Origin of the sequence: Bacillus sp. SD075, assembly GCF_017355165.1 — a bacterium.
Classification (GTDB): Bacteria; Bacillota; Bacilli; order Bacillales; family DSM-1321; genus Peribacillus.
In genome coordinates this window covers 24,684-38,901 of record NZ_JADILK010000040.1, presented here as the reverse complement: position 1 = coordinate 38,901, position 14,218 = coordinate 24,684, and the positions used below count along the sequence as shown (strand labels likewise).

At 36.4% G+C, this 14,218-nt stretch carries 13 protein-coding genes and 2 pseudogenes; 13 read left to right on the top strand and 2 right to left on the bottom strand.

Features of this window, described 5'->3' with window-relative positions:
• Positions 1–230: 230 nt before the first annotated feature.
• A complete protein-coding gene (locus IOC57_RS20210) occupies positions 231–422 on the bottom strand; it encodes a hypothetical protein (RefSeq protein ID WP_207440377.1) in 192 nt (63 codons plus the stop codon).
• An 88-nt stretch (positions 423–510) separates the two neighbouring features.
• On the opposite strand from IOC57_RS20210, the gene IOC57_RS20205 reads away from it, so the two are divergent.
• From IOC57_RS20205 to IOC57_RS20160, 10 genes are all read left to right on the top strand, one after another.
• Entirely contained in the window at positions 511–723 is a 213-nt protein-coding gene (locus tag IOC57_RS20205; protein WP_207440376.1) for a hypothetical protein, read from the top strand.
• 126 nt (positions 724–849) lie between these two features.
• On the top strand, positions 850–1,227 hold the full coding sequence (locus IOC57_RS20200; protein WP_286185076.1) for a hypothetical protein: 378 nt from the start codon (positions 850–852) through the stop codon (positions 1,225–1,227).
• 531 nt (positions 1,228–1,758) lie between these two features.
• Positions 1,759–2,454: a vancomycin resistance response regulator transcription factor, VanR-F/VanR-M family gene (gene vanR / locus IOC57_RS20195; protein ID WP_207440374.1), complete on the top strand. Its 696-nt coding sequence runs from the start codon at positions 1,759–1,761 to the stop codon at positions 2,452–2,454.
• Positions 2,447–3,559, top strand: coding sequence for a HAMP domain-containing sensor histidine kinase (locus IOC57_RS20190; protein ID WP_207440373.1), 1,113 nt, complete (start codon positions 2,447–2,449; stop codon positions 3,557–3,559). The genes vanR and IOC57_RS20190 overlap by 8 nt, the downstream gene beginning before the upstream one ends.
• 101 nt (positions 3,560–3,660) lie before the next feature.
• Positions 3,661–4,581, top strand: coding sequence for a VanY-A/VanY-F/VanY-M family D-Ala-D-Ala carboxypeptidase (gene vanY / locus IOC57_RS20185; RefSeq protein WP_207440372.1), 921 nt, complete (start codon positions 3,661–3,663; stop codon positions 4,579–4,581).
• Positions 4,578–5,096, top strand: coding sequence for a VanZ family protein (locus tag IOC57_RS20180; protein WP_286185075.1), 519 nt, complete (start codon positions 4,578–4,580; stop codon positions 5,094–5,096). The genes vanY and IOC57_RS20180 overlap by 4 nt, the downstream gene beginning before the upstream one ends.
• A gap of 883 nt (positions 5,097–5,979) precedes the next feature.
• Positions 5,980–6,369 (top strand): VOC family protein, encoded by a 390-nt coding sequence (locus tag IOC57_RS20175; RefSeq protein WP_207440371.1) that lies wholly within the window; start codon positions 5,980–5,982, stop codon positions 6,367–6,369.
• Between the two features lie 282 nt (positions 6,370–6,651).
• Positions 6,652–7,011 (top strand): hypothetical protein, encoded by a 360-nt coding sequence (locus IOC57_RS20170; RefSeq protein WP_207440370.1) that lies wholly within the window; start codon positions 6,652–6,654, stop codon positions 7,009–7,011.
• Between the two features lie 129 nt (positions 7,012–7,140).
• Complete coding sequence (locus tag IOC57_RS20165; RefSeq protein ID WP_286185074.1) at positions 7,141–7,965, top strand: SAM-dependent methyltransferase; 825 nt, start codon at positions 7,141–7,143, stop codon at positions 7,963–7,965.
• Between the two features lie 328 nt (positions 7,966–8,293).
• Positions 8,294–9,154: a transporter substrate-binding domain-containing protein gene (locus IOC57_RS20160; protein ID WP_207440368.1), complete on the top strand. Its 861-nt coding sequence runs from the start codon at positions 8,294–8,296 to the stop codon at positions 9,152–9,154.
• Between the two features lie 228 nt (positions 9,155–9,382).
• Here the strand turns inward: IOC57_RS20160 and IOC57_RS20155 are convergent, their stop codons facing one another.
• Positions 9,383–10,267, bottom strand: coding sequence for a Vgb family protein (locus tag IOC57_RS20155; protein ID WP_207440367.1), 885 nt, complete (start codon positions 10,265–10,267; stop codon positions 9,383–9,385).
• A gap of 288 nt (positions 10,268–10,555) precedes the next feature.
• On the opposite strand from IOC57_RS20155, the pseudogene IOC57_RS26055 reads away from it, so the two are divergent.
• The 3 genes and pseudogenes from IOC57_RS26055 to IOC57_RS20145 form a co-directional block, all read left to right on the top strand.
• Positions 10,556–10,783, top strand: a pseudogene (locus IOC57_RS26055) (IS6 family transposase); the annotation flags it as partial.
• Positions 10,784–11,198: 415 nt separating this feature from the next.
• Positions 11,199–12,299 (top strand): CotS family spore coat protein, encoded by a 1,101-nt coding sequence (locus IOC57_RS20150; protein WP_207440366.1) that lies wholly within the window; start codon positions 11,199–11,201, stop codon positions 12,297–12,299.
• Positions 12,296–13,429, top strand: a pseudogene (locus IOC57_RS20145) (glycosyltransferase family 4 protein); the annotation flags it as partial. The gene IOC57_RS20150 and the pseudogene IOC57_RS20145, both read left to right, overlap by 4 nt.
• Positions 13,430–14,218 lie beyond the last annotated feature (789 nt).

Genomic DNA, 14,218 nt, shown 5'->3' with positions numbered 1-14,218 from the left:
GAGGAACTACAAAAAAGTTCCTCTTCCTTTTTTTCTTTATTTTTTTGAAATTTTACGTAATAAATATAAAGCGTATATGATAGCTGGTATAGCTCCAACCATTAAAATCATGTTTATTAAACCAAATATAAAATAAGAGGACGATACATTCATTTTAATTCAACCCCATTAAAAATTTTAATCTCTATATGTAAATTTTTGATAAACACGAGCAACTTCACTCGTTTTATTTAAAAGAAGTAAGTTTTATATAACCTAGTAAGAACTATATTGCCATTATTAAGCTTACCCTTTAATTTATAAGTTCCTACAGCATTCATATCATAACCTGCTTTTTCTGCTTTTGAATCAGTAACTTCACATGAAGCATCTACATCTGACCAAACAGTACCATTTGTTCCCGCTACATCAGCATAGCTCATTTTCAACCCATAATCACCAACAGAATAATGATTGCCTAATTAAGGTAGCAACAGATCCAAAGCTTGGGAACATGAAAGGATTTCAGCCTTGGCTTATTCAATGGATTGGAACGCCAGTTTAGCCACAACTATGCTGCTGATTGGTGGTATTAGAAATCGAGACGCCTTTACACAAATGGTGGATTCAGAGGTAATTCGTTTACTTGATCCGGCAAGGATTAAACGATTAAAGATGATTCAGACATATATTTCAAAACTGAATGACGAGCACATTTCACTTTTTTTCACATTTCCTATGTAGGGCATGAAGTAATGGATACTACAAAAACGCTTCATGAAAAATTGAACCTTTGGATAGATGATAATATAAAAAATATTGATTAAAATTAATGGAGAATAATAACAAAACGGGTGAGGAGGAATGAGCATGAAAATGTTTAAATTGGTTGCTGTGACATTGTTAGCTGCGTTGTTGTTCCCTTCTTCTACATTTGCAAGTGGCTGGGATTACTTAGGAGAACAATCTCTTTATTCTAATGGTGCTGAAAGTGATGTGTTTGCCTCTACTGGTGGAGATTATAAGATTTGTCGGGATTCTTACGTGGGTCCAGCTGGGAAGTTAAAAGTTGAATTATGGGAGTACGATCCTGACAGTTATAATGATTATGTAGGGGTAAGATATATCGAACGAGGCAAATGTGGTATTTTCCGGGGTATTGGTAACTTTGTTGATGGAGGAAATGAAGCGGAATTTTTTGCGAAATCAAGGACTAATAGTGATATGCATTTAATCTTTTTTGATTAATTCACTAAATGTATGAAAAAAAGGCCTGGGATAGATTCGTAAAGGCTAAAGACCCTTTTTGCACCCAAACAAATTTGTTTATTCAATAAAATGTGACCATTGCCCTTGTATCAGCCTAAAAAGCTGGTGCGGGGGTTTATTTTGTTTGGCTACCTACGGAATCACAAATTGAATTGGCTTTTAAACATTTATATAATCCACAAGAACCTGTCCATTTTGATTGACTTTTCAAAGGGTTGTTTCCCCCCAGTTATACAACTGTGTGTTAGCTAAAGATCGGAGCTGACTTTTAGGCAGCTTTTTTTCTTTATGCAACTAATATTGTTTTGTTTAACAATTGGGCCAGATTCTTGAATAATATTGGATATAATAGAAAATAAAATACAAGCTCTAAATTATGCCATGTTAGTTAAGGTTCTGCTGATAAGGCATCCTCACCAAAAATATCGATTTTTTTTTATGGTGCAGCTTTGTAAGGTTTGATGAAGGTAATAAGTTCACTGAATGTAACTTGATATAGGAGTGGAATAGATGAAACGTATATCGATTCTAATTGCTGATGATGAGGAGGAGATTGCTGATCTTATTGCAATCCATCTAGAAAAAGAAGGATACCATGTCATTAAAGTACATGATGGGCAAGAAGCCATACATGTTATCCAGACTCAATCAATTGATTTGCTAATTTTGGATATTATGATGCCGAAAATGGATGGATATGAAGTAACCCATCAGATTCGGGAACAATATAATATGCCTATCATTTTTTTGAGTGCGAAAACTTCTGATTTCGATAAGGTACATGGACTAGTGATTGGAGCAGATGATTATATGACTAAACCATTTACCCCCATTGAATTGGTTGCACGTGTGAATGCTCAATTGCGGCGCTTTATGAAGTTGAATCAACCCAAAGTAGATAATAAAACTATCTTGGAATATGGTGGAATAGTGATTAATCCTGATCAACGTACAGTTTTGCTCTATGGTGAAAACATCGAGCTAACACCGAAAGAGTTTGATATTTTGTATTTATTAGCCAGTCACCCAAAGAAAGTATATAGTGTAGAAAATATTTTTCAGCAAGTTTGGGGTGATGCATATTTTGAAGGTGGTAATACGGTAATGGTGCATATTCGTACCTTACGGAAAAAACTTGGAGAAGATAAAAGGAAAAACAAGTTGACCAAAACCGTTTGGGGAGTTGGGTATACATTCAATGGCTAAAGTTATTCGCAGTTTTCGCTCCAAAATAATCATATTATTTGGTTTAAGTATGCTTCTGGCTGGTATTATAACTTACTTAATCTTTAAAGGACTACAGTTTTATTATCATACGATGGTTCGTCATGGTGACCCCTTGGCCCAACTTCGTCAATTCATAGGCAGCGTTGGAGACATTAACTTCTTTTTAATGCTATTTATCCCACTTTCGATATTGTTTTTCTATTTACTCACTAAGCCCTATTCTACCTATTTCAATGAAATATCAAACGGAATTCATTATCTCGCTCGTGGCAACTTCAAACATCGGGTTTATATCCAATCAAATGATGAATTTGAAGATATTGCACAAGAAATTAATCTGGCAAGTGAAAAATTAGAAGAAGCCATACAAAGAGGCGATTTTTCAGAAAGCAGTAAAGAACAGTTAGTTGTAAATTTGGCTCATGATTTACGTACTCCGCTAACTTCTGTTTTAGGTTATTTAGATTTAATCCTTAAGGATGAGAAGTTGACTAAAGAACAAGTCAGACATTTTTTAACGATTGCCTTTACTAAATCTCAGCGTTTAGAAAGACTGATTGATGAATTATTCGAAATAACTAGAATGAACTATGGCATGTTGCCAGTTGAAAAAAGGCAAATTAATTTAAGTGACCTACTTCTTCAATTAACAGAAGAATTGTACCCTGTTTTCGAGAAAAATAAGTTGATCGCTCGAATGAATATTCTGCCCCATTTACCTATTTTGGGTGACGGAGAGATGTTAGCCCGTGTGTTTGAAAATCTTTTAACCAATGCAAATCGTTATGGATATGATGGTCAGTTTGTAGATATTAACGGGTTTGTTGATGCAGGGGAAGTGGTAGTTCAGGTTGTTAATTATGGAGATAGTATACCTCTGAATGAACTCCCGTATCTTTTTGACATGTTTTATACCGGTGACAAAGCACGAACTCATCTAGAAGATAGCACAGGTCTTGGTTTATTCATTGCAAAGAATATTGTGGAGCAGCATAATGGAACGATTACGGCAGAAAGTAGTTTAATACGTACTGTATTTGAAGTTCGTTTACCACAGGAAAGTGTTCCGATTGACCAAGTTTAAAAGTTTCATAAAGAATTTAAGAAAAATTTAAATTTTACCCCACTCTTTTTTTAAAAAGTTTTTCCTATTCTAGTACCAATAAGATAAGGAGGAACGTGAAAATGAAGGAGTGGGGATTTTTATTGTTTTTAGTATTGTGCCTGAGTTTTGCATTCGTTAATAAAGAATCGTCTTTTCAAGATAAAGTCGAGATTCAAAGTTATGAAAAAAACAACAATGATCATCTAGATAATAGGGAGACCTCTGAAAGTTTCCAAACGATAGAGATTACAAAAGATCTGGTCTTTCAAGGAAATTTACTCTTGGTTAATAATGAATATCCGATTCACCAAGAGAGTATAAAATCAGATGTTGTACATTTATTTACGCATAAAGAATTGACAAAGGGATACGGGTTGCATGATAACGAAATTAAATTGTCAGAGGATGTTGCACATGAATTTTCGACGATCATAGCTGCTGCTGAAAAAGAGGGGGTTCGCCATTTTTTAATTAATAGTGGCTTTCGAGACTTTGATGAGCAAAATGCACTTTATCAAGAAATGGGGTCTGACTATGCCTTGCCTGCAGGCCATAGCGAACACAATTTGGGTTTATCGCTTGATGTAGGATCTACCCAAATGAAAATGGAAGAGGCACCTGAAGGTAAGTGGCTAGAAAAAAATGCTTGGAAATACGGCTTTATTATACGCTATCCAAAGGACAAAATGGCAATCACAGGCATTCAGTATGAACCTTGGCATATTCGCTATGTTGGATTGCCGCACAGTGTGATTATGGAGGAAAAGAATTTTTCTTTAGAAGAATATTTGGATTTCCTAAAACAACAAAAGTCCATTTTAACTACTATATATAATGAAAAATATGAGATCTCTTATTACCCTGTTACCGAAGATATGACCATTCATGTGCCTTCCAATCTTCGTTGGGAGATATCAGGCAACAATATGGATGGTGTAATTGTGACAGTGTTTCCCGGAACAACACAAACTAATTTCAAGGAGGTAAGGATGGCGGAATGAAAAAAATGAAATTAATGAACAGAATTTTTGTACTAGCACTATTTGTCTTTTATATGTACGCATTACTTACAATCATTCTATTTAAGTTCCGCTGGAGAGATATGGCCTTTCTCTGGCATCAACTTCAGAGGAATCTTGGGAACCCTGATAATCTCATGTACCAATTGCAAAGAGGTAATTTTATCCCGTTTAAAACAATGTTCATTAATGTTCAGAGTCTATCGTGGCATGATTTAAGTAATTTGGTTGGGAATATCGCATTGTTCATACCATTTGGAGTGTTTCTTGTATTATTGTCTAAAAATAAAGGGATGTCATCCATAGGAGTATTAGCTCTATCTTTGAGTTTAAGTTTATACTTGGAATGCTTACAGATTGTTTTTTCTATCGGGATTTTTGATGTGGATGACCTAATGCTAAATACCTCTGGGGGGGTGCTTGGCTATGGTGCCATCAAGCTTTATGATAAGGTTTATAGTAAGTTTATAGTAAATACATCAAGCATTCCAAGATAGAGATATTGTTGAATGACAGGAATTTAAAAATATGTTTGTTTTGCATTTTAACATTCATAGTATGGCTTCCTCCTTAAGACTTTGAGTTAGATTGGACTCTATACTCGAATCTTACTGAGGGGCTCTATTTTTTTCAAATCTGATATTTAACGATCTACAGGAATGCTAAATGGGCCAGGTTAATGGAATAATAAATCAGGATATAGACAAAATTATGGAAATGTTTAAGTTATGAAAAAGGAGGAAAACAATGATGAAACGTAATAACAATCCAAATCAACCAGATACTGAAGGAAGTAAAGTAACCGATACGGGATTTGGAAGCGAGCTTACTAAAGTAAAAAAGTAATGAACGAAAGTGAGATCTGAGCACAAAAAGACCTCTTGATATGAAAGTGTCCCAAGCTCGCAAGCGAAAAGGACACTTTCAACATATCAAGAGGCCAATCATGAATTATAACCAAAACAGTAAGTCGGTCAAATTTTAAAAGAACGGACAATTATATGTGGAAATCGAAGTTTTATTAATGAAATTAATGAAAGAATAGAAAAAATGAATCAAGATACTTATTTACAAAAGTAGAAAAACTAAAGAAATGGATACGCCTATTTCGGTGAAAGAAGATTAAAGAGATTCAAGAATAATATCACCAGAAATAGGATTTTTATATAGTCTATTTAGCTAATGGGTGCGAGGATGCTGACTTTAAGTTAGTTTTTTTAAAACATCTATCGAGCGTAGTTTAGTTGAAGAAGGATTATTGATTCTAGTTGCCGAATTGTTTAAATGAACCGATCAAGCGTCAGATGCGGTACGAGGCTCATCTTAGTTAAAAACAACAAGGTGAAAAATAAAATAGTTGACATGAAAGAAGTGAAGGTTTTGATTAAATATAAATGCCTCCAACATGTAAGTCTTACCGTGACTGATTTGGAAAGAGCAAAAGAATTCTATGGTAAAACTTTATGTTTAAAAGAAATACAGCGTCCTAATTTTGATTTTCCAGGTGTCTGGTATGAAATAGAGGGACATCAACTTCACTTGATAGTCGATCCCTCTTCACAGACGATTCGTAAGGATAAAAGATTATCCAGCAGAGAAGGTCACTTTGCCCTTAGAGTCGAGAACTACTATGATACTCTTAAATGGTTAAAACAGAATGCAGTTGAAATCCTTGAAAAACCATACGGAAAAAGTGGATTCGCACAAATTTTCTGTGCCGACCCTGATGGTAATTTGATTGAACTAAATGTTAATCAACAAGATCTATAAGCATTCCGTTAAAGGGCCAGATTGTGGAGGATTGTACTTATCCACTATATTTTTTAAAGTATCTCTGTCTAATTAGAGATGCTTTTTTATTTCATTTTGAGAAGAGGTTATAATTTTAACGATAAAAATACATCAAAAAGTAACAAATATTTATTGTTATTATAAAACAATAAATAAAGTGGGTGTTTCCTTATGGACTGGTGCCTATTTTAAATAAAGGATAGGACCATATCGTTAAATAGTCAGGGGAATTGAATAACCAATACGAAAGGAGTATGTATTTTGGGGTTAACTTTGATTTTAATTGGACTTTTTGGAGCCATATTAGTTATTATCTTCGTTTTTCCGTTACTAATGGTTAGAAAATATGGGAAAGGTTCACCTCCTTATAAGTGGTCTTATTGTATATTCGGTCTATTACTTATCAATTGGATATTATACATTACAGGTTTTTATACATTGCTTCCTGTTAATGTTGCAGATTTAATTTTTATCCCATCATGGTTTATTGTTTGTGCTTTAGGTGCCTTATTTACAATATTTGAGTTTAAGAACAACAAAGCCTTTGCGATTCCGCTTGCTGGTTTTACTTTTATTAGCTTTGTTTTCGTTTTATTCTTAAACGGTATATCACAGATGTAACGGTGAAGTAAGTATTCAGCAAAAGGGCGCGATTCTTAAATAAGAATCGCTTTTCTGATAGAACTAATGGCTGCGTTACTTCAATAACAGAGGTTGCCTGTGGCAGCATAAATGTGGGGTGAATCATACTTGAAGTCCTTTCAACTAAACGAAAAAACAATATCCTTTTTATTGAATTATCAATTATTTGAAGATGATTTGATACAACAGGTTCAGTTGCAGCACCGTTTGGAATTAGTAAAGGCATTTGGGATCCAAAAAGGAATGCGTGTATTAGAAATAGGATGTGGGCAGGGGGATACAACCGTTGCATTAGCTGACGCAGTAGGAGAAAACGGGAGTGTTGTCGCAATAGATATCGCTAGTCCCGATTACGGAGCACCGTTAACTTTAGGTCAAGCAACCGAACGCATTAGGAAATCTCCATTAGGGGAACGTATTGACTTCCATTTTGAAATGGATTTTGATTTTTTTGAATCAACCATACCATTTGATGTGGCGGTATTATCCCATTGTTCATGGTATTTCAAGCAACCGGAAGATTTATTGAATTACTTTAAAAAAATTCGTGGGTTGGCAAACTATATATGTTTTGCAGAATGGGACCTCGATTTTACCTGCATTACGCAACGTTCCCACTTTTGTGCAGTTTCCATTCTAGCATTGTATTCAAACTTCGTGAAAAATGAAGGGAATATCCAAAACTTGTTTCATAAAACTCAAATTCACCGGCTACTCCAGCAAGCAAATTTTGAAGTGGTAAAACAACTTACAGTCGATGCAACCTTATTACAAGACGGTCAATGGGAAAAAAGTTATGCAAATAGTATCCGTGCAGAATTTAGTAAAGTTCCTTCCATGATACAATCGTTGATAACTAGTTATTATGAATTGATGAACAATTCGAATGGAGGTGAGCATGCATTAAATAGTTTCATTGTTTGTGCAAAGTAAGTAGTCCCTTATTTGAGATATGCCTTTTGGTATTTGTATGATTGTGAAGGAATGTACTTCAACTAACGAGTTCAAGACCCAGAGCTGCCGTATTGGCCGTTTTTTTGCTTATGGAAAGAACGGTGCTTCCGTTCAACAAGAAAGTAAATTAGGACTACACATTTTAGTTAGATCTAATAAGTGTAGTCCTTTTCATATCGACTGTTATACCCATCTAACCTAAATATAAAAAAGTGTTTGTTTTTTGAAGGTGATTCATTTATTTTGTTGTATTTTTAATAATTGGTAGATAAATAAAAAATATAGCGAGTAATGGAGGGAAGATCACATGTTTAACAATCGGAAAAAAACACTAATGGCTGGGGTGATCAGCTTATCTTTGCTAGGTACAGGATACGGCGGCCACGACCTAATCTCCTCACAAAACGTATCGGCTGAACCCGCTTCAGAAAATGCACCAGGGCATTTGAAAAATGTTGGGACTTCCCGGCTTGATGAAATAATCGAAAGGGGAGCCATTCGGGTAGGAATGACCGGGGACTATAAACCTTTTACCTATTTGAACCGAGAAACAAATGAGTATGAAGGCTTTGACGTGGACGCGGCCAAAGAGCTTGGCAATGACCTTGGTGTGGAGGTGGAATTTGTCCCTACCACATGGTCTACGATGATGAAAGACCTGGAAGCGGACAAATTTGACATCGCTGTGGGCGGTGTGACTCGCAACACAGCCAGACAAAAAAGCGCTTATGTATCCCAAGGTTACCTTTCATTCGGTAAGGTGCCTTTGATTCGCAAGGAAGATAAAGACAAGTATCTTACCATTGAAGATATCAACAAGTCTTCTGTACGCATTGGCGTAAATCCAGGCGGAACAAATGAAGAATTTGTCCGTCAGTATCTAAGCAATGCCAACGTAACTGTTGTAGAAAACAATCTGGATATCCCACATCTTGTTGCAGAAGGCACGTATGATGTTATGATCACAGACACAGTAGAAGCAATGCTTTATGCAAAAGCTGATCCCGGATTATATGCGGCTATAACTGACAAGCCTTTCACAAATAGTGAAAAAGGCTATATGATCCCACGAGGTGATTTCATTTATGCAAGCTATTTGGAAATGTGGACGGATGAAATGAAGCTCCAGGGAAAATTTGATGCACTCTACAAAAAGTGGATGGAATAGAATGTAGAGGGTTTAAATGAGATTATTAAACTAGCGGGTGCGTTAGCTAAAGATCGGAGCTGTCTTTAAGGCAGCTTTTTCATATGGAAATAAAGGGGCCGTCCAATTGAATCATTCCATTATAAAAAGTTTGATCATTTCTGTGATTTTCCCCCTATTAAAGTCTTAGCATTTCGCCCATGTTGTTTATTGGATTCCATGGATATCCACTGCCTTTCAGGATTTTCATTATAAACGTAGCCGACCAATCTTATTGCATTCCTCAGCGAACCAAATGGCACCATCAGGCCCTAATGCAATTCCATGTGGCTCCGCATTTTGAGTGGGAATTAGATATTCCGTAATTTCCCCATGCATTGTAATTCGGCCAATTTGATTACTTCCCCATTCAGTGAACCATAAAGTATGGTCAGCACCCGTTACTATTGCGTGTGGGCGAGCATTTGCAGTAGGGATGGTGTATTCACTTATTATTCCAGAGGTAGTAATTCGACCGATTTTATTTCCGTTAATTTCCGTAAACCAGAGTGCATCGTCCGGTCCACTTGTAATGCCTACAGGACCAGCGTGTTTTGTTGGCAATGTGTAATTAGTCACTTCCCCGAGCATCGTAATCCGACCGATTTGATTACTCTGATTCTCGGTAAACCAAATGGCACCGTCAGATCCAGCAACAATAAAAGAGGGATAGGAGCCAGGGCTCGGTAAATCATACTGAATAATTTCACCTGATGGTAAAATTCGCCCAATCCTATTTCCATTCATTTCAGTAAACCAAATGTCTCCATTGTGTCCTTCAGCTATTCCAAAAGGTACGGAATTTGGACCCGGGAGAGTATATTCGATGATTTCACCCGTTACTGTCAGTTTTCCAATTTTATTCGCCTTATTTTCGGTAAACCATACATCACCCTGAGTTGTGGAGATGATGGATAGCACACCTGCATTGGGTGTAGGAACAACGAAATGAGTGACTTCACCGTTAACAGTCATTCGCCCAATTTGATTTGCCTTATGTTGTGTAAACCATAGCGCACCATCTTTTCCAGCAGTTATTCCATAAGGACCTGAATCCTTATCATGAAGTTCGTATTCATCAATCTTTATCCCCACTATAATCCTCCTTCTCCTTTATAAAATTCTTCATAGTAATTCGATATAAAATAATTGAATTCCTGCGAAAAAATTTTTGCACCGCTTATTCTGAAGTACTACGAAAACCAGCGATGACAAAGTAATAACAAGTCATTGGAGAAGATAGCTGGGTTATAAAGTTGGTTGTGCAAAATTGACTAAAATAGGGCCGAAAGGGTTCGGGTGCAAAAACTTCAATACTAGCGATTGATCTCTAAATCTTGGACATCCTCATACTATCAATCTTTAAAAGGGGTGGGTGAAAGGATGGAAAGTCAAAATTCATTCAAGTGGAAACATTATCAGCCTGACATGATTTTGTTATCAGGGGAATGGTACCCGCGGTGCAACTTGAGCCTTCGTAATTAAGTGGAGATGATGGAAGTACGCGGCTTATCGATCGCTCACACATGGGTTATGCGTTGGGTTCATCGATATGGCCCGCATCAGAAGAAAGAAAGGGTACGGCATCATCTCAGGAGTGGAGGTGAAGCAGCATATGGAAAAAAGGACAACTTCAATAAGGGGGAAGTCTGTCCAAGGCGAGATTGAATTCATAGATGAAAGGATATGGGGATTCCATATTTCTAACAGGTCATATTTGCAACGGGATCACAATTTTAAATAAGGATCATCTACAGATCATTTTATAACCTAATCGTTCTACAATACTAACAATTTGGGTGAATTGTCCGATACAAAAGTTTTTTCTTTACATAGTTTAATAAAAAGTATGATTACTCCAGTGGTGTCGATTAATCACGGATATTTAAGAAAGAACATAATCAACATTAGAGTATAAAATAATGCTTGTTATGGATACGACCTGATATTGGAACATAATGAATCTGTCGTGACCTTACCTTTATTTTGGCGGAAAATACTTTTATATATCATAGGAGGGGTTTTCATGGAGAAAATAATAATTGTGCCTTGGGAAGATGATGAACTTACTCATGAGTTTTTTGTTCCTGAATATATTGAAAAAATGGCACGAGAAGTTCTTGAACATTACGCTTTCTCCGTTCAGAACATGCAAGTTGTCACAACAAAGCCGGATAAAGGTGGCTCTATATGGAAATTAGAAACAAGTTCAGGGCCAAAGAGTTTAAAACTTTTACACAGAAGACCTACAAGAAGTATGTTTAGCTTAGGAGCTCAAGAATATTTAGTGAATGTTAAGGAAGCAAGAGTACCGCCCATCGTAAAAACAAAAGATGGAAATAATTATGTTGAGGCAGGGGAAAAGTTATGGTTCGTCGCTGAGTGGATAGAATCATTGGCCCCTGTATCAAAAGATTTGGAAGGAGCGAAACACCTTTGTAATGCTCTCGGCGAATTTCACCTTTTAAGCAAAGGTTATGTTCCACCTCAACATGCTGAAGTTGCATCCAGATTATATAAATGGCCAATGACTTATCAAAAAGTTATTAATAAAATGGATTGGTTTCGAAACATTGCTAACGCATATGAAGAAATGCCTGCAAGCCCCTATTTACTGAATGTTTTAAATCAGTTTGAAGAACAAGCAAAAAGAAGTTTAGAAAAATTAAATGAATCAAGCTATTTGGAGTTAGCACAACAAGGAAATGAATATTGGGGATTAGTTCATCAAGATTACGGCTGGTCAAATGGGCAAATGGGCACTAATGGAATGTGGATTATTGACCTTGACGGTGTTGCCTATGACCTTCCTATTCGCGATTTGAGAAAACTGATTACCGGCACAATGGCAGATTTATATAGATGGGATTCAACTTGGGTAAGAGAAATGATCCAGGCCTATCACGAGGCAAATCCAATTTCATCGCAACTATACGATATCTTAATGATCGATTTATCATCTCCAAATGAATTTTACAAGAATATTAAAGAAGTAGTATATGATCCTGAATTATTTTTAAATGATCAAACAACAACAATGATTCAAACAATTGTTGATACCGATCAGACAAAATGGCCAGTTTTAGAAGAAATTAAAGATGATTGGAAGGGAATAGAACAAACATGAAAATTTTAATGATTTGTACCGAAAAGCTTCCTGTTCCTCCAGTACTAGGCGGTGCCATTCAAACCTACATCTCGGGCATTCTTCCATATTTAGGTAAAGTCCATAATATTACGGTTTTAGGAATTAATGACCCATCACTCCCTGATCAAGAAACGATTGATGGAAACCGGTATGTACGTGTACCTGGAAAAATATTTGAAGTATATCGAGAAGAGGTCATTGGCTATCTTAAAGCAAATCATTTCGATCTAATTCATATATTTAATAGACCTCGACTAGTCCTTCCAGTCCGACAAGCAGCACCTAATTCAAAAATTACCCTCAGCATGCATAATGATATGTTTAATCCAGAGAAAATTTATCCGGAAGAAGCAAAAGCAGCCATAGACGAAGTTTCAGATATTGTAACGGTCAGTGATTATATAGGCAATGTCATAAAAGGTTTATATCCACAAGCCTCATCAAAGATCCGCACCATCTATTCTGGTGTAGACACCAATCGATTTCTACCCGGTCATCATTCGAAAATGCAAAAAATCCGTAATGAAATACGTAAAACAAACGGTCTTGAAAACAAAACGGTCATATTATTTGCAGGAAGGCTATCAAGTAATAAAGGAGTCGATAGGCTAATTCGGGCATTACCTGAGCTTTCAAGTAAATTTAAGGATTTAGCTTTAGTTATTGTCGGAAGTAAATGGTTCAGCCAAAATGATATAACTGATTATGTAGCTTATGTAAAAGCATTGGCAAAAAAGCTGCCTATCCCGGTTGTTTCTACTGGTTTTGTCGCCCCTAGTGAAATACAAAATTGGTTTGCTGCCGCTGATTTATTCGTTTGTACATCAATATGGCAAGAACCACTTGCACGCGTGCATTATGAAGCAATGGCTGCAGGACTTCCAATCGTAACAACTGCAAGGGGCGGAAATCCAGAGGTTATTCGTATAGGAGAAAATGGGCTTGTAGTAGAGAATCCAGAAGATCCTGGATGTTTTACAGAAAAGATTACAGAAATTCTATCAAACAGATCACTAATGAAAAAGATGGGCGAACGAGGCAGAGAACTTGCCCTTACCTTATATGAATGGGATCGAGTGGGCTCTGATATACTGGAAGTTTGGAAAAAATAACTGGATGGACGGATCAAGATTATCTGAATATGGATGACACCATATTGATGTTATTCGTACATGAATATACTTGTCACTGGTACCTGAGGGTTTATCCGATCAGATGTATGTGAACATTTACTAGAGGATACGAGAAACAAATTTATTGGCGATGATTCTTTTGCAGGACCTACTCCTAATAAGCTAAAGCCAGTTAACCTTAAAGCCCTCCAGAATTACCTGAATTTCATTTTTATGCATCGAATTTGTCAATGGCACTCCTACTAAAAAGCAACAATGTTTACGAAATCAGCCTAGGGAAAGTTATTGTGTCGCAGTTCGAAACAATTGTGTATCGGGGTGCTTTAGCTGAAGATCGGGGCTGACTTTAATGCAGCTCATTCTTTATGTACTAAAGGTTCAGGTTAGCTTAACCTGAACCAAAAATATTATGGAAGCGTATTTAGATTTTATACCCAGAAGGGAAAGCTGGAAAACAGCACAGTAGAGAGAGTTCTGCCCTATTGATTTGGACGTGCAACATCCTAATGATTTTTAAAAAAACACGTCATAACAAAAGTATCGTTTATTGCACCCTGGCAACACTCGGTTTCAATATTGTACGATTCGTATTTGCCGGGAAGTTAACGACTTTAATGTCTCCCCTACAATGAATAACTCTGTTACCCAATCAATATTTTCAGAAGGTTCCATTCGCCCAATAGGGGTCTAGGAAATCATTGTCTCTTTCCTTAGAAAAAGGATAGTCTCTCCATCTTCTATAACTTGTCCTCATAAAGGCAGCCC